Raw genomic sequence first — 21,239 nt, 5'->3', positions numbered from 1 at the left:
AATAAAGCATAATAAAACATCTTGAATACAGATAAAAGATATGCTATAGTAGAAATAGGAAAGCCAGAGATATACGGCCTGCCGAAATGAAACAGCTAATCTCTTATGAGACCAGCCGCCCCTATTGCAGTAGTGGCGGCTATTTTCTTCTCGTGAAGATTGTATAACACAATCCTACGAGAGCGACAATGAATATTCCAGACTGAATTAAATCCGAATATGTAATATACATTGTTATCGGCCTCCTTTCTGTCATTGGTATGACGAGATGCTGGAGGGGAAGCCCTCCAAAAGTAGGGGGCAGGTCGCCTTTCATATGCTCTGACTTTCCATAATTTTAATTTATCATAATTATAATGTGAGATCAATAAAAAACACATCTAAACTGTGCAAATGATATTTTTGAAAATGCATAAACTATGCACGTCATTGATTCGGCATCAATTTTTCCAAATCCTCCATCATTCTCCCCAAATCCCGTTCCACCACCTCATACACCAGCACATCCGGCTTATTTTCGTTCAAAAATTCCGGCTCAAATACCTGCCAGTGGTAAAAATCGGTATACGCAAAGTATTTCGGCAGTCCGGCCAGCAGGGCGGTTCCGAAGGAGTCGCGGTAAATCGCGATGCGGCGCGGGTCGGGCGTCTGGACTGCTGAGATGTGGGCGATGTTGCCATCGTCAGAGGCACTGTCGTAGTGGATGGTTACGTTGTTTCGATACCCGGATACATCTGCTTTGGTATCGTCGCACATGGATTCTGGCATGTGGAACAGGTTCGCCAGATCGCCCGGATCGCGTGGCTCATAGGTGACAGTGACGTCCTCGATCGGCGTGGAGGTGCCGCCAGCGGCATCGATGATCTGCCCGGAGACGAGAAATCCGGCAGCATCGTTCCAATGGGTGTCGGTTTTGAAATACCACTGATAGTCCCGGCGGTTTTTGAGCTCCGGGTATGGATTGACAACTGGGACATTTGTGTGTATTTCCAGATAATCGAGCAGTTCACTGCGGCGGGTAGGTCCGTCCGGTGCGGTGAAGCCATCCGGGAGGAATTCGCTGTATACACCTTCTTTGTTGGGCGCACACAGGAAGATAAATTCAGTTCCCTGTTTTTCCCAGGCATCGTGAACGGTCTGGAGTTTTTCGGCCAGCATACGAAGTTCCCCGGCGGAAAAACGGTTGGTGCCGAGGAAGTCCTCGACAGAGCTTCCGAGCGTGTAAAAGTACCAGCCATCTTTTCCGGTGATGACGTCCTGCGAGTCTCCGAACTGGAATAAGGAGAGGTTTAAGCGGGCGTTCAGGCTTAAGAAGCGGTTGCGGAACGCCGCGTGGTCGTTGATCCAGCCCTCAACACCGGATGGAAAGGTATCGATGGTTTCCAGCGACAGAGTTGGAAATGCCGCCAGACTGCGGTTTTCGCCGGTGCCCTCATCGGCTGTGGTTTTCAGGATAGGAAACAGCAGGTTGGGGGAGAGGATGCAGGCGAAGAAGACTGCGATCATGATATGAGTGCGTTTCATAGGATAAAGTCCTCAATTCATAAATTTTTATTCATTTCTTGAATTTTCCGTAGTGTTTATGGTTTCATTGATAGCATTTTCGGAAGATTCGCCGTTTACCTCTTTTGGAATAGTAGTTTCTTCCGGTATATTTGTTTTTTTCAGTTCATCGTCCTTTTTCGGCTTTTCAGCCGCTTCGGAAGCATCGGTTTCTTCTATTATTTCTGCGTCCTCCACCGCCTTCTCCATCGTTTTCTCCACCAAATCAAACGTTACCTGCGCCTTAAACAGATCCCCATCGATATACAAACTAAACTGCCCGTTCTGCAATTCCGTCAGATCTTTGGCGATCGATAGTCCCAGCCCGCTTCCCTCGGTGGTGCGGGCGACGTCGCCGCGCACGAAACGTTCGGTCAGCTCGTCGGCACGGATGTTGAGCGGATTGGCAGATATATTTTTGATGGTGAAGACTGCCTGGCCAGCAGTACCGGTTTCTGGATTTCCGGGAACGCGGGCGAGGTCTACGTAGACGCGGCTGCCCTCCATCGCATATTTGCAGACATTGTTGTACAGGTTTTCAAGTACGCGCCACAGGCGGCGTCCATCGGCGCGGATCATCAGCGGTTCCCGCGGGGCATTGATGATGAGCTGCAGATGTCTGGCATCCAGTTTTTCTTCAAATTCGCCGTTGGTCTGAAATGCCATCTGGACGAGGTCAATGTCGGTAAATTCAAGCTTCACATTGCCGGAGCTTGCCTTGGATGCCTCGACGAGGTCTTCAATCAGTGTTTTGAGACGCTGTGATTTCTGGTCGAGCACATCAAGATAGGCGTTGATCCGCGCATCTTCAATATGTTCCCGTTTCATTAGGTTTACATAATTTATAATCGAGGTCAGCGGCGTTTTGATGTCGTGTGAAACGTTGGTAATCAGGTTGGTTTTGAGGCGTTCGCTCTTCATTTTCTCCTGAAGGGCGGTTTCAAGACCGGAACTGATGTTGTTGAGTCCCTCTGCCAGCGTGAGCTCCGGACCGTCAAATTCATCGAGATCAAGCTGATAGCTGGTCTCCCCGGCGGAGAGCTGGCGGACGGCATCGCGGATGGATTCCTGTTCGCTTGCCTGCCGGAACAGTATGTAAAAGATCCACAGGTTAAACAGCAGAAATACCAGCACAGTCAGACCTGTCAGCAGGTAAACAACGTATAAATTTGCATACACGCGGTCCCAGAAATACCAGGCAAGGCTGATAAGCGCTGTGTTGATTGCAAGATAGAGAACAAATCCGATGCCTAGGCGGCTGCGGAAGTTCTGCCGTGTTTTGAGGATCAACATTTTCTTCTGAATCCGGCAGATCAGGCTGGAGGTCCACAGGGTACCGGCGCGGTAGCGGCGCAGGAGGCTGAAAAAGAGCAGCAGTCCGCCCAGATACAGGACCAGCGCCTGCAGGCTGTGATCGGAGAAGTACCAATACTGCGATGGAATGACCAGATGCAGGATGCGGATGAGAATCAGGTCGCTTACAACCAGGGCGATCGCGGTCATGGCGGCAAAAAAGACGATGCCGGTTTCAGTGCCGCTCTTGTCGAAGCCGTGCAGCGTCACGTCGAAGCTGCGGTAACTCTGGTAGCCGGACACCCGGAACAGAAACAGGAAGCTTAAAAGCAGTCCGATCGTTGCAAAGATTGTCAGTGCAAATCCGGTCAGATACAGGTGCTGCCGGTGCAGGTATGCGGTATGCGTGCGCGCGTAAAGGTCAGTGACTGGATAATTTGTATCGATTCCGATCAGCAGATAATAGTCGCTGCCGGTGTACGGGTTATTGGATGCCAGTGCGGAAATGCTGCTGAGCGGGATCGCTTTCATGTTGGTGTCGTAGAAAACGGAATTGCCCGGCAGGTACGCGTAGCGCCCGTATTCCTTGACATTTTCCGGTGTCAGGGAATCGGTGTTTGTAAACTGGGTTGTTTCGCTCTGATCCGAATCTGGCTCCGTGTACTGGATTTTAAAATGCAGGTTGGATGGATTGGCGACGAAACGGTTATACACTGTGTAATAACGATGCAGTGTGTCCATGATCTCGACCGCCGCATCCTCCAATGTGCTGCGCTTCCGGCTGGCAGAACGGTAGCTGTAGATCCGCTGCGGCTCTTGAACCGACCATTCGACGTAGCCTTCGCGGCTCTTGACGCCGTCTGCCGGTTCAGAAACCTTCTGGCAGTTAAAGTCGTCGTCGAGCTGGTACCCCATGGATTCCAGATAGGAAATCAGGGAGGACAGGGAGAAATTTTCGGTCTCGCTTGGTCCAAAGGTCATTTTGAGCATCCGGCGCGAGAGGTCGATCGAACTGTCGGCACCGAAGACGTCCTGATATTCCATATATAGGAAGATATCGTTCAGATCGTTATTAAATTGTGTGTTAAATTCCGCGGTGTCCTCATAAGGAACCGAGCCAATGCCGGTCAGCCCCAGCCCGAAATTTCCATTGATATACATGAGGCTGATACCGATGAGTCCCAGAATCAGGAAAAACAGATGCGCGAGGCTGGCGATCCATTTCTGGATCTGCATCGGAATATGTGAGAGTTTTGTCATAAATTTTGCAACTCCTAACTTCTGTTAGATGGATGATTCACATTTTTACTGCTTCTCAATTTTATATCCAACACCCCAGACAACCTTCAGATAGCGCGGCTCCCTCGGGTTAATTTCGATCTTTTCGCGGATATGGCGGATATGAACCGCAACTGTATTGTCCGCGCCGATCGCCTCCTCATTCCAGATCGCCTCGTAGATCTGGTCGATGGAGAAGACTTTTCCGGCGTTTTTAACGAGCAGAAGCAGGATGTTGTACTCGATCGGTGTCAGCTTGATGAGTTCGCCGTCCACGGTTACTTCCTTATTTTCATCGTTGATCTGCAAGCCGCCGCATTTGAATACGTGGTTGCCCATCTGATTGTTCATATTTCCCAGCTGCGTGTAGCGGCGGAGCTGAGATTTCACGCGGGCGACCAGTTCCAGTGGGTTAAACGGCTTCGTGATATAATCATCTGCCCCGATATTTAAGCCCAGAATCTTGTCCGCATCCTCAGACTTCGCGGAAAGAATAATGATCGGGATGCTGCTGGTTTCACGCACCTTCAGCGTCGTCCGGATGCCATCTAACCCTGGCATCATAACGTCCAGAATCATCAAATTCACGGTGTGCGTTTTTAAAAGTTCCAGTGCCTCCGCGCCGTCATATGCCTTGATAACCTCAAATCCCTCACCGGTTAAGTATATGTCAATCGCTTCCACGATCTGTTTGTCATCGTCACATACAAGAATACTCTGCATAGCAACTCCTCCTTTTAATAGGGTAATATATAGATAATATAGTATACAAATTTCTGTATAGATACAATAAAGATACCTATGTCTTATAATTATACAACGAAAAAGGAAACCGCGGTATCCTAATTTTTATGTATTTCAAGTGATGCGTATTTCAGGAGAAGAGCCGCCCCCAATCTGTAGGAAACATCACTCGCGCCGGCACTTAGCGAGGTTTTTTCGAGCTTAGTGTCCGCTGCAGCGAGTGCAAGAGCGAGAGCGTTTTCCGGAAGATTGGGGGCGGCTCTTCTCTGTCCGGGTTGCGTCTTCTCACCAGAATCCTGCCGTTCATTTACAAGTTATCCTTGACAAACCCCAGATTCTCCGCTACACTCTAAATTAATTTGAATATCAAACCATTTGAAATTAAAACTATCTTTTATAGAAGAAGCGGAGTTAAACGAGAAAATGACAGCTAGAATCATTGGAATCGGCGCGTATGCGCCGGAGCAGGTTGTGACGAATCAGGATTTGACGAAATTTCTTGATACAAATGATGCCTGGATCCGGGAACGGACGGGTATTGGAGCCAGACATGTCTCGACGAGCGAGGGAACCTCGGCGTTGGCGACAGAGGCGGCGAAGCGCGCGATCGCGGACGCGGGCATTTCTCCGGAGGAGATTGAGATCGTGATTGTGGCGACTTCTTCCCCGGATCGGGCGTTCCCGAGTGCGGCGGCGGATGTACAGGGAGCCATCGGGGCGAAACACGCGGTGGCGTTTGACATCACGGCGGCATGTTCCGGATTTATTTACGCCTTACATATTGTGCAGGGATTTATTCAGGCGGGCATCTATAAGACGGCGCTGATCATCGGTGCGGAGACACTGAGCAAGGTGTTAGACTGGACGGACCGCAGTTCCTGCATCCTGTTTGGCGATGGAGCGGGCGCGGCGGTTGTCCGGGCGGACGAGACGGGTGTGGTGAAGACGCTGGTCGGCAGCGACGGAACGAAGAACGACGTTCTGTACTGCCAGGCGAGAAGTCTTGAAAACTGCCTGACGGGCGGCAGACCCGAGCTTGGTTTTATGCAGATGGACGGTCAGGAAGTCTTCAAGTTTGCGGTGAAGAAGGTACCGGAGATTGTGAATGCGATTCTGGAGGAGACCGGAACGGACCGCGAGGCGGTACAGCATTATCTGCTGCATCAGGCGAATATCCGGATTCTGGAAGCGGCGTCCCGTCGTCTGAAGGTTCCGATGGATAAGATTCCGGTCAATATCGAGCGCTACGGCAATACATCGGCGGCTTCTATTCCGATTCTCCTGGATGAAATGCACCGGGACGGACGATTAAAACGCGGCGATACGCTGGTGATGGCAGGTTTTGGCGCGGGTCTTACCTGGGGCGCGGCATTGATGACCTGGTAGGTGCCTGGAGAAGCAAAAAATATATAGCAAAACTAATGTACATTATTCTATTTTTTGATAAAATATAAGAACAGTGATTGCATTTTTGCGGTCACAAAAAGAAAATTCATTTAAAAAGGAGATTGAAACGATGTTAGAGAAAATGAAAGAAATTATTGCAGAGCAGCTGAGCGTAGACGCAGATTCCATTACCGAGGCTTCCTCTTTCAAGGATGATCTGGGTGCTGATTCTCTGGATCTGTTTGAGCTGGTTATGGCTCTGGAGGACGAGTACTCCGTAGAGATCCCGGCTGAGGATCTGCAGAACCTGGCAACGGTAGGCGATGTTATGAACTACTTAAAAGAAAAAGGTGTAGAGGCATAATGAAAACAAAGATCACAGAAATGTTGGGGATTGAATACCCGATTATTCAGGGCGGCATGGCATGGGTGGCAGAACATCATCTGGCAGCAGCCGTTTCTGAAGCTGGCGGTCTGGGCTTAATTGGCGGCGCCAATGCACCAGGTGAGGTTGTCCGCGAGGAGATCCGCAAGGCGAGAGAGCTGACAAAGAAGCCGTTTGGTGTCAATGTCATGCTGATGAGCCCGTATGCGGATGACGTGGCAAAGGTAGTTGTGGAAGAAGGCATCAAGGTCGTAACGACCGGTGCCGGTATTCCAGGCAAATACATGGGCATGTGGAAGGAAGCCGGCATTAAGGTGATTCCGGTTGTTGCTTCGGTTGCACAGGCACGTCTGATGGAGAAAAGCGGCGCAGATGCAGTCGTTGCAGAAGGCATGGAGTCCGGTGGACACATCGGCGAGGCGACGACGATGACACTCGTTCCGCAGGTAGTCGATGCGGTTTCGATTCCGGTGATTGCAGCCGGAGGTATCGCAGATGGACGCGGCATTGCGGCGGCATTTATGCTGGGCGCAGAGGCAGTCCAGATGGGAACCCGCTTCGTCGTGTCGAAGGAATCCATCGTAAGCCAGGCTTACAAGGACAGAGTCATCAAGGCGAAAGACATTGATTCGACCGTAACCGGTATGAGTCACGGACATCCGATCCGCTGTCTTAGAAATAAGATGACGAGAGAGTATCTGAAGCTGGAAAAAGAGGGACGCCCGTTCGAGGAACTGGAGTATTTAACACTTGGAACGCTTCGGAAGGCAGTCATGGAAGGTGACGTGGACAACGGAACCGTGATGGCTGGACAGATTGCAGGTATGGTGAAGAAAGAGCAGACCTGCAAGGAAATGATTGAAGAAATGATGGCCCAGGCGGAGGCGCTTTTGGGCAGAAAGTAGAGAGTGAGTGTAACGCTATGAGCAAAATTGCATTTATTTTTCCGGGTCAGGGCGCACAGACCACTGGCATGGGACAGGATTTTTATCAGGAAACGGAAACGGGACGCGGGATGTTTGAGAAAGCAAGTGAGATCCTTGGATTTTCAATGACCGATCTTTGCTTTGATCCAGAGCAGACGGACCGTCTGAATATCACGGAGTATACGCAGCCGGCGATGGTAACCGCCAGCCTTGCGATGATGCGTGTATTCATGGAACGTACCGGAATCCGCCCGGATGTGGCTGCGGGTCTGAGCCTGGGAGAATATCCTGCAATGGCAGCTGCAGGCGTTATGTCTGACGAAGATGCCATCCGTACCGTACGGCAGAGAGGTATCCTGATGCAGGGCGAAGTCCCGGTTGGTCAGGGTGCCATGTCTGCTGTACTGGCGATGGATGCAGAGAAGATTGAAGAGGTGATTGCGCCGATCGACGGCGTGCAGATTGCCAACTACAACTGTCCGGGACAGATCGTTATCTCCGGTAAGACAGAGGCGGTTGCCGAGGCAGGAGAGAAATTGAAGGAAGCGGGCGCAAAACGCGTTCTTCCGTTAAAGGTAAGCGGACCGTTTCATTCCAAGATGTTAGTGGGAGCTGGCGAGAAGCTTGGAAAGGTACTCGATACCGTTGAGATCCATACACCGGAGATTCCGTATATTGCGAATGTGACGGCAGATTATGTGACCGATGCAGCCGATGTAAAGCCGCTTCTGATGAAGCAGGTTTCTTCCTCCGTCCGCTGGGAGCAGACGATTCGGAAGATGTTGGCAGACGGTGTGGATACATTTATTGAGATCGGACCGGGCAAGACCCTGACTGGTTTCATGCGTAAAATCGACAAAAACGCGAAGGCGTTCAATATAGAGAAACTGGAAGATATCGACAAAGTAAAGGAGGCGCTTGGATGTTAAATGGAAAAGTAGCAGTTGTGACAGGTGCCAGCCGCGGCATTGGCCGTCAGATCGCTATTTCGATGGCGAAAGAGGGCGCTGTGGTGATCGTCAATTATAATGGCTCTGCGGCAAAGGCAGAGGACGTTGTGAAGGAAATTACCGAGGCAGGCGGACAGGCGGAAGCCGTTCAGTGCAATGTATCGGATTACAGCGCGGCAGAGGCGTTCTTAAAGGACATTATCAGCCGCTATAAGAGAATTGATATTCTGGTAAACAATGCGGGTATCACCCGTGACAATCTTCTGATGAAGATGAGCGAGGAAGAGTTTGATGCTGTTATCGATACGAACTTAAAGGGCGCATTTAACTGCATTAAGCACGTATCCCGCCAGATGTTAAAGCAGAAGGGCGGACGCATCATCAATATTTCCTCCGTTTCCGGCGTGATGGGAAATGCAGGACAGGCAAATTACTGTGCGTCCAAGGCGGGCGTGATCGGACTGACTAAATCCGTGGCAAGGGAGATTGGAAGCCGTGGTATCACGGTCAACGCGATTGCACCGGGATTTATTGATACGGAAATGACCGCCGTTCTTCCGGACGATGTGAAGAAGGCGATGGGCGAGCAGATTCCGTTAAAACGTTTCGGTACGACCGAGGATGTAGCGCAGGCAGCCGTATTTCTGGCTTCTGACCGCGCAGCCTACATCACAGGACAGGTTCTGTGCGTGGACGGCGGAATGGCGATGTAGGGAAAAGGTGCTTTACAGATAGGCACTTTTGGAACCGAAAGTGGCGTACGATAACGTAGTAGCAGCAGATTTTGCCGATTTGGAATGCGAAGCATCGGCAAAATCGTGTCGCAGTTTGCACAACGTGTGAACTGTGACGATAGAAAGGCAGGTTTTTAGATGGGAAATAAGACACGTGTAGTAGTAACCGGTCTGGGAGCGATCACTCCGATTGGAAATGACGTAGCAAGCTTCTGGCAGGGATTAAAGGATAAAAAAGTCGGTATCGCGCCGATCACATATTTTGATACAACCGATTATAAGGCAAAGCTGGCAGGCGAGGTGAAGGATTTTGATCCGAAGAAATACATGGATCCGAAGGCAGCGAGACGTATGGAGCCGTTTTCCCAGTATGCGGTAGCGGCAGCCGGTGAGGCGATCGCACAGGCGGGTCTGGATATGGAAAAAGAGGATCCGTTCCGCGTGGGAACCAGCATCGGTTCCGGTATCGGAAGCTTACAGGCGATGGAACGTGAGCACAAAAAAATGCTGGAAAAAGGACCGAACCGCGTGAACCCGCTGCTCGTTCCGATGATGATCAGCAACATGGCAGTCGGCAATGTGGCAATGCATTATGGTTTAAAGGGCAAATCCATCAACGTGGTAACTGCCTGTGCGACCGGTACGAACTCTATCGGTGAGGCGTTCCGCTCGATCCAGTACGGCGAGGCAGACGTGATGGTAGCCGGTGGTACCGAGTCTGCGATCACACCGCTCGGTATGGCAGGTTTCGCGGCTCTGACGGCTCTTTCTACCAATGATGACCCGGAGACGGCATCCCGTCCGTTTGATAAGGACCGCGATGGTTTCGTCATGGGCGAGGGCGCTGGTATCGTAGTTCTGGAGTCCTTAGAGCACGCGCAGAAGCGTGGCGCAAAGATTCTGGCAGAGGTAGTCGGCTACGGCGGAAGCAACGATGCATTCCACATCACTTCCCCGGCAGAGGATGGAAGCGGCGCAGCGTATGCGATGGAGATGGCGCTCAAGGATGCAGGTATCGCACCGGAGAAGATTGATTACATCAATGCACATGGAACCAGTACACACCATAACGATCTCTTCGAGACGATGGCAGTGAAAAAAGCGCTGGGCGACCACGCTTACAAGGTAAAAATTAACTCCACCAAGTCGATGATTGGACATCTTTTAGGTGCAGCGGGCGGTGTTGAGTTTATCGCCTGCGTGAAATCCATTGAGGATGGATTTGTACACGCAACCGCAGGTTTAAAAGAGGCAGGCGAGGGCTGCGATCTGGATTACACGATGGGCGAGGGTGTTCCGATGGATATCCACTATGCCCTGACCAACTCCCTGGGATTTGGTGGTGTCAATGCCAGCCTGGTAATCAAGAAATTTGAGGACTAAATATAATTTGAGGACGTTTTTGTGTGGATGATTGAATGATTGGAAGCAGCGCACTGGAGCTGGCGGAAGAGACTTGCAGCATACAAAAATGATGTCTGGGAAAGCGAAAGAGGTAACTGAAATTATGATGGGAATTAAAGAGATCCAGGAGATCATCCCGCACCGTCATCCGTTTCTTTTGATCGACTGTATCGAGGAAGTGACACCGGGCGAGGGTGCGGTTGGATATAAAAATGTAACATACAACGAGCCGTGGTTTGCAGGTCATTTTCCGCAGGAGCCGGTCATGCCGGGCGTCCTGATCGTGGAGGCGCTGGCGCAGGTCGGCGCGGTTGCGATTTTAAGTGAAGAAGGAAATAAGGGCAGGACGGCATATTTCGGGGCAATCAACAACGCAAAATTCAAGAAAAAGGTAGTTCCGGGCGACAAGTTAAAGCTGGAGTGCCATATCATCAAGAGAAAAGGACCGGTCGGCATCGGAAGTGCGACGGCAACCGTCGATGGCAAGCTGGCTGTTTCCGCAGAGCTGACGTTTATGATTGGCTAATAAGTGAGGTTGAATAAGAGATGTTTAAAAATCTGTTTAAGAAATCGTATACTTCGATCAATACAAACGACCACGGTTCTGCCGGCGTAAGCCGTGCGGAGAGCGCGAAAGCAGATAAAAGGGCGGCAGAGGCAGCACAGGAAAAACCGGAGAAGATTCCGAGCCGTCCGACGGCGATGACGCCGGAAAGTCTGCGTTCTTTATGGCGTAAGTGTAATAAATGTGAGAAACCAATTCTGGTGCAGGATGTCAAGGACAACCTGTATGTGTGCCCGCGCTGCGGCGGATATTTCCGGATGCATGCGTACCGCCGGATTGAGATGCTGATCGATGAAGGTACCTTTGAAGAGTGGGATAAGGAGATGTCTGTGGTCAATCCGCTTGCATTTCCGGGCTATGAGGGCAAGGTTGAGGCAGCCAGAGAGAAAACTGAGTTAAATGAGGCGGTTGTCACTGGTAAGGGAAAGATTCACGGTTATGAGACTGTGATTGCGGTCTGCGACTCCCGTTTCCTGATGAGCAGCATGGGTCACAACATGGGAGAGAAGATTGCCCGTGCGGTAGAGCGTGCGACCGAGGAACGGCTTCCGGTTATCATCTACGCGGCTTCCGGCGGCGCGAGAATGCAGGAGGGCATGATCTCCCTGATGCAGATGGCGAAAACTTCCGCAGCCTTAAAACGTCATTCCGAGGCGGGACTTCTCTACATAAGCTTTATGACGGATCCGACCACCGGCGGCGTAACGGCAAGCTTTGCGTCCCTGGGCGATATCATCCTGGCAGAGCCGGGAGCGCTGATTGGATTTGCGGGTCCGCGTGTCATCGAGCAGACGATCGGCCAGAAGCTCCCGGAGGGCTTCCAGAGAGCCGAGTTCCAGCTGACACACGGTTTTGTGGATCAGATCGTGGAAAGAAAAGATCAGAAGCGTGTTCTGGGACAGATTTTGAAGCTTCACAGCCAGGAGCATGGCTGGGAGAAATGGAACGACGAGGCGGAGAACCACACAGAAGCGGCATCTGCATCCAAGGCAGAAAAAGCAGCTTCTGTGGCGGAAGGCAAGTTAAAGAGCCGGAAAGCACCGTTCTCCGGTATCATGCGCCAGAAGACCTTAAATAAGATCGCAGGTCGAGAGAGAGACGCCTGGGAGGCAGTACGCCAGTCCCGTAGCGCCGGACGTCTGAACGCCAGCGATTATATCCGGATCCTGTTTGACGATTTTACCGAGTTCCACGGCGACCGGTATTATGGCGATGATATGGCGGTCATCGGCGGTGTGGCATCTTTCTATGGAATGCCGGTCACGGTCATTGGACAGGAGAGAGGTAAATCCCCGAAAGACAGCATGAAGCACAACTTCGGCATGCCGTCTCCGGAAGGATACAGAAAGGCGCTCCGTCTGATGAAACAGGCGGCGAAATTTAACCGTCCGATCATCTGTTTTGTCGATACGCCAGGTGCATTCCCGGGTATGGAGGCAGAGGAGAGAGGCCAGGGCGAGGCGATTGCCCGCAACCTCTTTGAGATGTCGGATATGAAGGTGCCGATTCTGGCGATTATCACCGGTCAGGGCGGCAGCGGCGGCGCACTGGCGCTGGCGGTTTCCAACGAGGTATGGATGATGGAGAATGCGACCTACTCGATCCTTTCTCCGGAGGGCTTTGCTTCGATTCTGTGGAAAGATGCCAAGAGAGCCAGCGAGGCGGCGAAGGTCATGAAGATGACGGCAGAGGATCTGTATGAGCTTGGCATGATCGAGCGCATTATCTGCGAGGATGAGCCGGCAACCGATGACAACATCGAGGAGATCGGACGCATCATCGACCGCCATATGCGTGAGTTCTTCCAGTCCTGCGCGGAAAAGACACCGGATGAGATCGCGGAGCAGCGGTATGAACGTTTTAGAAAAATCTAAAAAATAGATATTGAAAGGGGGTTGCCGCGCGGCGGTCCCCTTTGTGAATATAGGAGATCGTATGAGTACAATTTTATCACAGTTAAAACCGCTGAAAATTGGTGATCTGACGGCGAAGCTTCCGATCATCCAGGGCGGTATGGGGGTTGGCATCAGCCTGTCCTCGCTGGCAGGAGCCGTGGCGGGGGCTGGCGGCATCGGCATTATTTCCACTGCCCAGATCGGTTTCCGGGAGCCGGATTTTGCCGAACATCCTCAGGAGGCAAACCTGCGCGCGATCGGTTCAGAGTTACAGAAGGCGCGCGCGATCGCGAAGGGCGGCATCGTGGGCTTTAATATCATGGTGGCAACGAAAAACTATGCGGAGTACGTTAAAACGGCGGTCAAGGCGGGCGCTGACCTGATCATATCGGGCGCAGGACTTCCTGTTTCCCTGCCGGAGTATGTGAAAGGGACGGCGACGAAGATTGCGCCGATCGTTTCCTCCGTTAAGGCGGCGACGGTCATCTGTCGGATGTGGGACCGCAAGTACCAGACCGCACCGGATCTGGTGGTCGTTGAGGGACCTCTGGCGGGCGGACATCTGGGATTTGACCGTGAGAAGCTGACCGAGCTGGAGGTAGACACGCCGCACGCAGCCGAGACATTCCATCAGGCGGAATATGACGAGGAAGTGCGGGGAATTATCGCGCTGGTTAAAAAATACGCGCAGAAATATGGCAAATCGATTCCGGTTGTGACGGCTGGCGGCATCTACGACCATGCGGATGTGATGCACCAGATGGAGCTTGGCGCGGACGGCGTGCAGGTGGCAACCCGTTTTGTGACAACCGAGGAATGCGATGCACCGATGGCATATAAGCAGGCATATCTGGATGCGAAGGAAGAGGACATCGTGATTGTCAAAAGTCCGGTCGGCATGCCGGGACGTGCGATCAAGAATGCGTTCTTAAAAGAACTGGAAAAAGGAAGACAGGCAGTGACACACTGTTACCAGTGTCTGGAACACTGTGATCCGGCGAAGATCCCATACTGCATCACGCAGGCACTCGTCAATGCCGCCCGCGGTGATGAAGATCATGCTCTGATTTTCTGCGGCGGAAACGCGTGGAGAGCAGAGAAGATAGAGACGGTTGAGGGCGTGATGCGGGCGCTGTGCGAAGGGTAGGATAGATTTTGGCAGGGTTCAGGGATGAGCCAAGATGAAATTTGCAAATAGTTCAGTGTAAAATGCAAAAATATAAAGAGAGGGCTTGCAAAATGCAGCCCTCTTTTGTGTATCCAATCATCCCCTAAAACGATTTAAACAAGCATAAATCTCCTGCACGCGCGGCATTGCCAGTCCCATGGCGGCATATGAAGCATCGCTGAACACAGAGAGCCCGTCTGCTTCATAGGCTTTTAAGAGTGTGGCAACCGTTTCCTGTACGGTGCAGCGCTCCAGAAGCCCTTTTTCCAGGCAGTAGCGCACCATCTGGGCAAGTGCGGCGGTCTGCTCGCTGTCGGCAAGCTGTTCGACGAAGCGCAGATCGACCGGCTCTTTGGCAACCTGGAAAGAGTGTTTGTCGTGGACACGGACTTTGATACGCGTGTTCCGGTCGGAATTTCGGTCAGCTTCGCGGCGTCCTCCGCGACCGCGTTCAAAGCGACCTGCATCGGAGGCGCTGCCGCCGCGATTGCCAAACCATCCAGAACGACCGCTGTTTTCGCCCTCTTCCTGAGATTCACCGCCAGCTTCTGCGCGGCTGTCGCCAAAATCCAGCGCCATCGCGCCCACAGCCCGTCCTGTTCCGCCAGCCGCCAGCTTCCGTCCAGCCGTCGGGAGCTTGAACCCAGGCGCCTGGATGGCGGGTTTGGAAGCCCCCTGTTCGCAGGCATTTTTTACCATCTCCGTGATATCAAACGGGCGGTATGCATCCATCTGGATAATAGTGTCTGCGATGAAGAAGTAGGCGCCGGAGCTTCCAGCTACGAGGACGGTGGAGATGCCTGCCTGCTTGTAGAGATCGCGGGCGCGTTCGATGAACGGGGTGATCGGCTCTTTATCGCGGCTGACGATGCGCTGCATCAGGTCGTCCCGCAGCATGAAGTTGGTAGCGGAGGTGTCCTCGTCGATCAGGAAAGCGCGGGTTCCTGCTTCAATGCTTTCGATCACGGCTGCCGCCTGGGAGGTACTGCCGCTGGCATCGGCGGTGGAAAAGCAGGTGGTGTCTTTTTTGTTCGGCAGATCCCGGATAAAGAGGGAAATATCAACGTGGTTGATGCTGCGTCCATCCTCGGCGCGCAGCTTGACTGCGGTTTCATCGGTGATGACATATTCACGTCCATCCCCCGGAATATGGTTGTATACGCCGGATTCCAGCGCTTTTAGCAGTGTGGATTTGCCGTGGTAGCCGCCGCCTACGATCAGGGTGATGCCGCGGTGGATTGCCATGCCGGAGATCGGACCGTGTCCCGGAAGATTCAGAGTGATTCTTAAGGAATCTGGAGAATGGAACGCCACACTGCCCTTCATCGGACGGTCGGAGACGCCGGTTTCACGCGGCAGGATTGAGCCGTCTGCGACGAAGGAGACGAGGTCCAAGCGTTTCAGCTCATTGCGGATAAATTGCTGGTCGTCTGCCAGCGTGATGCGTTTTTTGATTTCGGCGTTGTTCTGGCGGCGGTAGAAAAAGACGTTTTCGACACAGCCTGGAAGAAAATCAAAGAAAATCCGGATCAGTTCACCTGAGTTGATGGTGCGCCCGAATGCCGGGAAACCAACCTCAAAACGGGCTGTAATCTCATTTCTCCCGATCTCGCAGGCGGTCCGGGAGAGGACCTCCTGACCGGGGCGGCTGGTGGCGATCAGACCACTTTTTCCAGAACCTTTTGCCTTGAAAGAAAGACGACCGATTTCACGGGAAAAACAGCGGAGCAGGTAATCTTCAAGCGCTGTTTTTTTCCATGGCGTATCAAAGAGTTCTGCCGGAAATCCGGCTTTCGCGTGGCGGACCTGGACACTGACCTTGGAAGGAGATGCAAACGGGTCACCCTGTACATGGTCGATGGATAAAATATACGTATTAAAATCATAAGCGCCGCGCACATCCTTGTAAGCCGGATAGCTTTTGTGATCGATGGAGGTGAGGAGACGCTTTAAATCTGCGGATTGTTTCATTCTGAATACCTCGTTTTCATAATATTAAATCATATTTCAATGCCTTCACGGTTTTTGGCAGGAGAATCCATATAAAATGACCTTTTTCAAAGAATGTCTGTCATGTGAAGGAGATGATAGTTCTTATTTTAAAGATCCAAATTCTGAAATGCAAGCGGAATGGACGAAAAGAAACGATATAATTGTATCTATTTATGATGGTGTATATTTGGCGTCTTTTTATACTTGTCTGAGTATAAAATGTTCTGAGCGTACCATATGACAGCAGGGAGGTAGATGCATGTTAAATGCACTCTGGGCGTTTATGATGCTTACGGGGCTTGGCTGGGCGGCGGTGCATGGGACGCTGGGGGCGGTGACGGAGGGAATGCTTGCAGCGGCGGGGGATGCAGTCTCGCTGGGAATCACGATGCTGGGGGTGATGGCATTCTGGACGGGAATTTTGGAGATCGGACGGCGGGCGGGGCTGATTGAGCAGTTGTCGGCGGGGATGCGGCCGGTGCTTCATTTCCTCTTTCCACGCATTCCAGCGGGTCATCCGGCGCTTTCTTCGATGGCCGCCAATATGATTGCCAATATGCTGGGGCTTGGCTGGGCGGCGACCCCGGCGGGGCTTACGGCGATGAAGGAGCTGGAAGAATTGGAGGAGGAACGGAGAGCGGCGGGGGATCCGGCGGCGGTCACACAGGGAACGGCGAGCGATGAAATGTGTACGTTTCTGGTCGTAAATATTTCATCGCTGCAGCTCATTCCTATCAATATGATCGCCTACCGGAGCCAGTACGGATCGGCGCATCCGCTGGCAGTGGCCGGTCCGGCGTTCCTGGCGACCTGTGTCAGCACGCTGGCAGGAGTGGCGGTGTGCCGCGTGATGTGCAGGAGAAAGCAATATAAATCAATAAAAAAGGATGGCTGGAAATAGAAAACGCAATTTGGCGTCATGTAGGGGAAAAATTTCACACAAAAAACAAATTTATCCCCTATAATGCCCTTGTTAAAATAAGGGGCTCTGGAAACAGATCCGTTATCATAGAACGCGGATTCAAACCATACATATAAAACAAGTATAGACACGGGAGCCGTCAAATGCGCTGCATCAATTACCTCTCTGAATACCTGGTTCCGGTTGTTTTGTTTTATATCGTTGGGTTTGCGGTGCTTCAGAAACGCCCGGTTTTTGATGATTTTATCGAAGGGGCGCTTGCGGGGCTTAAAACGGTGGCTGGAATCCTGCCGACGCTGGTGGGATTGATGGCGGCGGTCGGCGTGCTTCGGACCTCCGGTTTTCTCGATTTCCTCTCCGGGGTGCTGGCGGGACCGGCGGCATTTCTGCATATACCGGCACAGGTGGTTCCGCTGCTTCTGGTGCGTCTGGTGTCCAGTTCGGCGGCGACGGGGCTGCTCTTAGATATTTTTAAAACGTATGGACCCGATTCGCGGCTCGGCATGATGGTGTCGGTTCTTGAGAGCTGCACGGAGACGGTTTTTTATACGATGAGTGTCTACTATCTGACCGTGCGGATCTCAAAGACGCGATGGACGCTTGCGGGGGCGCTGATTGCAACGTTCGCGGGGCTTGTGGCGAGTATCTTATGTAGTGCTATGGTAACTGTTCACGGGTAGTCACTTTTGGAACCGAAAGTGCCGTAAGAAAACGTGGTGGCAGCAGGAATTTGCCGTATTTAAATGCGAAGCCACGGCAAATTCCGTTACTGGGCACGTGTGCGTGAACAGTAACAAGTGCTATGGTATAAGAGAAGATGTAAGAAATTTGCTAGTTGTCTTGCCGCACAGAATATTGTATAATCGGTAGGGTAAATTGCCGTTTTGCGCGCTGAAACCAAGGATGAGAGGGAAAACTGTGGGAAATTATGAGACGCTGAATGAGCTTCTGGTGACGCTGTTCCGCGATGTGATGGACATAGAACAGAAGGTAATCATTACGCCGGAGTTTAAAGACATCACGAATAACGATATGCATGTGATCGAAGCGATCGGGATTGGTGAACCGAAAAATATGTCATCGATTGCCAGAGAACTGTCCGTTACGGTGGGAACGCTCACGATTGCCATGAACAGCCTGGTCAAAAAAGGCTATGTGGAACGAAGCCGGGGACTCGAGGATCGGCGGGTCGTATATATTTCTCTTTCAGAGCGGGGCAGAAAAGCGTATGGGCATCACGCCCGGTTCCACCGGGAGATGATCGAGAGCCTGACAAGCGATCTGTCGGAAGATGAGATGCAGACGTTGGTAAAGGCGCTGATGAAGCTGAATCAGTGGTTTAGGAGTAAGGATGGGCAGCGGTAAAAAGAATGGATGTAGTCTGCACTGGATGGAAACAGGTGTGAAAGACAAAAACGGTTGCGAAAACCGTGAAGCAACTGCTGCGAGGAGAATACAAGGAGGTACATTATGAAGAAATTTATGGTAATGGCAGCTGGTCTTATGATGGCAGCTGTTCTGAGCGCATGTGCGCCGACGGCAAGAAATACAGGAGAAACCAGCGAACATGGAACTGCCCCGGCAGGTGCGGCGCAGCAGGAGACTGTAGACGGCGTGGCTGAGAAAGAAAGCATGGTGGTAACGGATGCAGATCCGACGGTAACCGTTTGCGTATATTCTGTAAAATCTGATAAGAGCGGCTTAAAACAGAATATGGATGGCATTGACGGCGATGAGCTGGATGCACAGGAACTGCTTGATAAGATGGCAGAGGTGGGCGTCATTGAAGAGGGAATCACCGTGGATAAATTTGAGCAGAAGGACGGCGCCCTGACGCTGGATCTCTCCTCCTTAAAGGAGTCCTCTGACAAGCTGGTTGTCATGGCCATTGCCAATACATTTATCCAGAACTACGAGGCAAAGACGCTGGAGTTGAGCGTAGCAGGCGAGAAGATCGGCGACGGTCCGATGAGCTTTGAGAAGAATTACAAGAAAGTAAACTAAAGCATGAAAATGCGAAAAGAGCGGGATCCCTGAAGTCTGCGGATGCATACAGGGAGATACCGCTCTTTTTCTCTTATACGTGCAATTTCTCCGTCATCAGCCATGTTTGAAAATACGGTTTGATGACCCGGAAGGAAGCGCCGTCCATGTTCAGGATGAACTGGTGGAAGCTCTTGGCGTTGAATTTGTTTCCAAGTACCTCCTCGGCTTCCTGGCGCATGGTCAGGATTTCCAGATAGCCGGTATAGTATTTCAGGTAATTGCCCGGATTATCAATGATTGCCAGGTATATCTCGCGCGCGGATTCCGGATCCGTAAATCCGTAGGAATTTTCCAGATAACTGGTGGTTGTGGCGAGATCCCAGCCATCATAGTGGATGCAGATGTCGAGAAGCGCGTACAGCCCGTAGCTGCTGGCTTCGCTGCAGCGCATCAGCGGTTTGACCGCTTCCGGCAGTCCGTTGTCGAAGGAGTAGGCGTACAGTTCGCTGTAGAGTCCCCAGCCTTCGTTGTAGCCGCCGCAGGCAAGAAGCCGCCGTACCGGAACCGGCTCCCGGTCATTGAAATAAGCCGACTGGTAGAGATGCCCCGGATAGCCCTCGTGCGCCAGCATGGTGTAGAGGTTCTGCTCAGTGCTTGCTTTTTCGTTGATGTAAATGGTGTTGGAACCGTCGGAATCGATCGGCGGTACGAGGAAAAACGCCGGGGACAGGGAAGATTCCAGCGCTTCCGGGACGTATTTGATCGCGTAGGAGGTATCTGTAAGCGCCGGGAAATCATCCTGAATCTGCACCTGTAAATTCTGAAGGATCTCATCCGGATCGGAAAGTGTGATGGCAGAGTCGGTCATCTGCCGGACGAGTTCCGGATGTTCCTTTAAACGGACGCGGATTTCGGATAAATCTGCCTGCATCTGCTTCTCAATCCGCGTTTTGAGCGCATCGACCGAGGAATCTGTGCCGGTCAGCGCCGCCGCAAGATAGGCATAATACTCCCTGCCGTGTTCGTAGGTGCTAAGTCCTCCTGCCTCCGGATGGGAGCCCTTGAGCGATTCCAGTGCTTTAGAGAGGTTTGTATATGCCGGGATAAAGTGTTCCTTTAAAATGGTCAGATGTTTTGCTTTGTAGGACGCCTTTTCTGCATTGCTTAAGCCCTCAACCGCATTTAAGCGGGAGGCAAATGTTTCCGTCAGCAGGCTGTTTTCCGGGCGGATGAGGTAGCTTTTACAGGATTTTAAAATCCGGTCGATGGTGTCGTCGGACGGTGCGAGACCGGCGTCTGCCTGCGCCTGTTCATACGCTGCGAGCTGCTTGTAATACGTGTCGATCTGCGAAAGCAGTGCCAGGTAATGGTCGATGTCGGTACGGTTGTAAAATGTGTATTCGGCTAATAAGGTCGGAAGTTCCGCCTGCGTACCGATCAGGGCGCTTAACGGCTGATTATAGAGTTCCAGTCCCTTCGAGCCGGCTTCCGTCTCCAGTGTGTCCTTCATCATCCGGTAGGTGAAGAGCTGGTCGGAGGTCAAGAGAGAGATATCGAAGGAAGAAAGTTCCTCAAGAACGGCCGCGTTTTCCTCGGAATCCTTTTGAAGCTGTTCCAGGGAATATTCTGGAAATTTCATCTCCGGTTCGGTGATACCGTAATTTTCCGGATTCCGGACAAGAAAATGAAGGGAGAGCGGATCGTCCTGCACGCTTTCTTGAAACTGGTGTGCGAGAAACGCATCAAAACGCGCCTGTTCGCTGGCAGCATCGGACGATGCATTGGAAGGAGAACCAGTCTGCCCGGAAGCGGCGTAGGATTCGGCGGGGGTTCCTGAGCCGGAAGAACCAGCGCATCCGGAGAGCGCCAGGGCAGCAGCTGCAGCGATCGCGAGCGCTGTGCGCGGCAGGGGCGGGAAGGAAAAGCGTTTCTGCATAATATAATACCTCCAAAACAAATATATATGTCTGCAAGTATACCATACTTGACAAAGGGATGCAAAACAGATAGACTTAATCTATATATTTATATATGAAGAAAAGGCAGAGAAAAGAAGGTGGCTTGCCTTT

At 51.9% G+C, this 21,239-nt stretch carries 18 protein-coding genes; 13 read left to right on the top strand and 5 right to left on the bottom strand.

Annotated elements, in window-relative coordinates:
• Window positions 1-426 precede the first annotated feature (426 nt).
• The 3 genes from DWV73_RS09660 to DWV73_RS09650 are packed head-to-tail and all read right to left on the bottom strand — an operon-like array spanning window position 427 to window position 4,836.
• Complete coding sequence (locus tag DWV73_RS09660) at window positions 427-1,524, bottom strand: alginate O-acetyltransferase (RefSeq protein ID WP_117796541.1); 1,098 nt, start codon at window positions 1,522-1,524, stop codon at window positions 427-429.
• A gap of 27 nt (window positions 1,525-1,551) precedes the next feature.
• A complete protein-coding gene (locus DWV73_RS09655; RefSeq protein WP_117796540.1) occupies window positions 1,552-4,095 on the bottom strand; it encodes a HAMP domain-containing sensor histidine kinase in 2,544 nt (847 codons plus the stop codon).
• A gap of 45 nt (window positions 4,096-4,140) precedes the next feature.
• The gene (locus tag DWV73_RS09650) at window positions 4,141-4,836 is read right to left on the bottom strand and encodes a response regulator transcription factor (protein WP_022360531.1); all 696 of its coding nucleotides are present in this window, start codon (window positions 4,834-4,836) and stop codon (window positions 4,141-4,143) included.
• A 444-nt stretch (window positions 4,837-5,280) separates the two neighbouring features.
• Between DWV73_RS09650 and DWV73_RS09645 the strand changes: the two genes are divergently transcribed.
• From DWV73_RS09645 to DWV73_RS09605, 9 genes are all read left to right on the top strand, one after another.
• Entirely contained in the window at window positions 5,281-6,243 is a 963-nt protein-coding gene (locus DWV73_RS09645) for a beta-ketoacyl-ACP synthase III (RefSeq protein ID WP_022360532.1), read from the top strand.
• Window positions 6,244-6,373: 130 nt separating this feature from the next.
• Complete coding sequence (gene acpP, locus DWV73_RS09640; protein ID WP_022360533.1) at window positions 6,374-6,607, top strand: acyl carrier protein; 234 nt, start codon at window positions 6,374-6,376, stop codon at window positions 6,605-6,607.
• On the top strand, window positions 6,607-7,533 hold the full coding sequence (fabK, locus tag DWV73_RS09635; protein ID WP_022360534.1) for an enoyl-[acyl-carrier-protein] reductase FabK: 927 nt from the start codon (window positions 6,607-6,609) through the stop codon (window positions 7,531-7,533). The genes acpP and fabK overlap by 1 nt, the downstream gene beginning before the upstream one ends.
• A gap of 17 nt (window positions 7,534-7,550) precedes the next feature.
• Window positions 7,551-8,483, top strand: coding sequence for an ACP S-malonyltransferase (fabD, locus tag DWV73_RS09630; RefSeq protein WP_107000853.1), 933 nt, complete (start codon window positions 7,551-7,553; stop codon window positions 8,481-8,483).
• On the top strand, window positions 8,477-9,217 hold the full coding sequence (gene fabG, locus DWV73_RS09625) for a 3-oxoacyl-[acyl-carrier-protein] reductase (RefSeq protein WP_107000852.1): 741 nt from the start codon (window positions 8,477-8,479) through the stop codon (window positions 9,215-9,217). Before fabD ends, fabG begins: the two co-directional genes overlap by 7 nt.
• 159 nt (window positions 9,218-9,376) lie before the next feature.
• Complete coding sequence (gene fabF, locus DWV73_RS09620) at window positions 9,377-10,621, top strand: beta-ketoacyl-ACP synthase II (RefSeq protein WP_107000851.1); 1,245 nt, start codon at window positions 9,377-9,379, stop codon at window positions 10,619-10,621.
• 124 nt (window positions 10,622-10,745) lie between these two features.
• The gene (gene fabZ, locus DWV73_RS09615) at window positions 10,746-11,168 is read left to right on the top strand and encodes a 3-hydroxyacyl-ACP dehydratase FabZ (protein ID WP_022359380.1); all 423 of its coding nucleotides are present in this window, start codon (window positions 10,746-10,748) and stop codon (window positions 11,166-11,168) included.
• 20 nt (window positions 11,169-11,188) lie between these two features.
• Entirely contained in the window at window positions 11,189-13,081 is a 1,893-nt protein-coding gene (gene accD, locus DWV73_RS09610) for an acetyl-CoA carboxylase, carboxyltransferase subunit beta (protein WP_117796539.1), read from the top strand.
• 61 nt (window positions 13,082-13,142) lie between these two features.
• Window positions 13,143-14,249 carry a nitronate monooxygenase family protein gene (locus DWV73_RS09605; RefSeq protein WP_107000849.1) on the top strand — a complete coding sequence of 369 codons (1,107 nt, stop codon included), beginning with the start codon at window positions 13,143-13,145 and terminating at the stop codon, window positions 14,247-14,249.
• Window positions 14,250-14,366: 117 nt separating this feature from the next.
• Here DWV73_RS09605 and DWV73_RS09600 read toward each other — a convergent pair whose 3' ends face one another.
• Window positions 14,367-16,241 carry an ABC-ATPase domain-containing protein gene (locus tag DWV73_RS09600; protein ID WP_117796538.1) on the bottom strand — a complete coding sequence of 625 codons (1,875 nt, stop codon included), beginning with the start codon at window positions 16,239-16,241 and terminating at the stop codon, window positions 14,367-14,369.
• 280 nt (window positions 16,242-16,521) lie between these two features.
• Between DWV73_RS09600 and DWV73_RS09595 the strand changes: the two genes are divergently transcribed.
• The 4 genes from DWV73_RS09595 to DWV73_RS09580 all read left to right on the top strand — a co-directional run bounded on the left by DWV73_RS09595 (window position 16,522) and on the right by DWV73_RS09580 (window position 19,188).
• Window positions 16,522-17,163: a nucleoside recognition domain-containing protein gene (locus DWV73_RS09595; protein ID WP_117796537.1), complete on the top strand. Its 642-nt coding sequence runs from the start codon at window positions 16,522-16,524 to the stop codon at window positions 17,161-17,163.
• A gap of 164 nt (window positions 17,164-17,327) precedes the next feature.
• Window positions 17,328-17,864, top strand: coding sequence for a hypothetical protein (locus tag DWV73_RS09590; protein WP_022359373.1), 537 nt, complete (start codon window positions 17,328-17,330; stop codon window positions 17,862-17,864).
• A 238-nt stretch (window positions 17,865-18,102) separates the two neighbouring features.
• Window positions 18,103-18,549 carry a MarR family transcriptional regulator gene (locus DWV73_RS09585; RefSeq protein WP_022358468.1) on the top strand — a complete coding sequence of 149 codons (447 nt, stop codon included), beginning with the start codon at window positions 18,103-18,105 and terminating at the stop codon, window positions 18,547-18,549.
• Window positions 18,550-18,654: 105 nt separating this feature from the next.
• On the top strand, window positions 18,655-19,188 hold the full coding sequence (locus DWV73_RS09580) for a GerMN domain-containing protein (RefSeq protein WP_117796536.1): 534 nt from the start codon (window positions 18,655-18,657) through the stop codon (window positions 19,186-19,188).
• A gap of 73 nt (window positions 19,189-19,261) precedes the next feature.
• Here the strand turns inward: DWV73_RS09580 and DWV73_RS09575 are convergent, their stop codons facing one another.
• Window positions 19,262-21,106, bottom strand: coding sequence for a DUF885 domain-containing protein (locus DWV73_RS09575; protein WP_117796535.1), 1,845 nt, complete (start codon window positions 21,104-21,106; stop codon window positions 19,262-19,264).
• Between the last annotated feature and the right edge of the window lie 133 nt (window positions 21,107-21,239).

This window comes from Clostridium sp. AF12-41 (assembly GCF_003461685.1).
In the GTDB taxonomy this organism is placed as follows: domain Bacteria; phylum Bacillota; class Clostridia; order Lachnospirales; family Lachnospiraceae; genus Otoolea; species Otoolea fessa.
Note: the sequence above shows the minus strand (reverse complement) of the source record. Positions and strands in the feature narration are given on the sequence as shown.

Excerpts from the sequence above, each read along its gene's own strand:
- DWV73_RS09660 (WP_117796541.1), bottom strand. The coding sequence starts at position 1,524 with ATGAAACGCACTCATATCATGATCGCAGTCTTCTTCGCCTGCATCCTC.
- DWV73_RS09655 (WP_117796540.1), bottom strand. The coding sequence starts at position 4,095 with ATGACAAAACTCTCACATATTCCGATGCAGATCCAGAAATGGATCGCC.
- DWV73_RS09650 (WP_022360531.1), bottom strand. The coding sequence starts at position 4,836 with ATGCAGAGTATTCTTGTATGTGACGATGACAAACAGATCGTGGAAGCG.
- DWV73_RS09645 (WP_022360532.1), top strand. The coding sequence starts at position 5,281 with ATGACAGCTAGAATCATTGGAATCGGCGCGTATGCGCCGGAGCAGGTT.
- acpP (WP_022360533.1), top strand. The coding sequence starts at position 6,374 with ATGTTAGAGAAAATGAAAGAAATTATTGCAGAGCAGCTGAGCGTAGAC.
- fabK (WP_022360534.1), top strand. The coding sequence starts at position 6,607 with ATGAAAACAAAGATCACAGAAATGTTGGGGATTGAATACCCGATTATT.
- fabD (WP_107000853.1), top strand. The coding sequence starts at position 7,551 with ATGAGCAAAATTGCATTTATTTTTCCGGGTCAGGGCGCACAGACCACT.
- fabG (WP_107000852.1), top strand. The coding sequence starts at position 8,477 with ATGTTAAATGGAAAAGTAGCAGTTGTGACAGGTGCCAGCCGCGGCATT.
- fabF (WP_107000851.1), top strand. The coding sequence starts at position 9,377 with ATGGGAAATAAGACACGTGTAGTAGTAACCGGTCTGGGAGCGATCACT.
- fabZ (WP_022359380.1), top strand. The coding sequence starts at position 10,746 with ATGATGGGAATTAAAGAGATCCAGGAGATCATCCCGCACCGTCATCCG.
- accD (WP_117796539.1), top strand. The coding sequence starts at position 11,189 with ATGTTTAAAAATCTGTTTAAGAAATCGTATACTTCGATCAATACAAAC.
- DWV73_RS09605 (WP_107000849.1), top strand. The coding sequence starts at position 13,143 with ATGAGTACAATTTTATCACAGTTAAAACCGCTGAAAATTGGTGATCTG.
- DWV73_RS09600 (WP_117796538.1), bottom strand. The coding sequence starts at position 16,241 with ATGAAACAATCCGCAGATTTAAAGCGTCTCCTCACCTCCATCGATCAC.
- DWV73_RS09595 (WP_117796537.1), top strand. The coding sequence starts at position 16,522 with ATGTTAAATGCACTCTGGGCGTTTATGATGCTTACGGGGCTTGGCTGG.
- DWV73_RS09590 (WP_022359373.1), top strand. The coding sequence starts at position 17,328 with ATGCGCTGCATCAATTACCTCTCTGAATACCTGGTTCCGGTTGTTTTG.
- DWV73_RS09580 (WP_117796536.1), top strand. The coding sequence starts at position 18,655 with ATGAAGAAATTTATGGTAATGGCAGCTGGTCTTATGATGGCAGCTGTT.
- DWV73_RS09575 (WP_117796535.1), bottom strand. The coding sequence starts at position 21,106 with ATGCAGAAACGCTTTTCCTTCCCGCCCCTGCCGCGCACAGCGCTCGCG.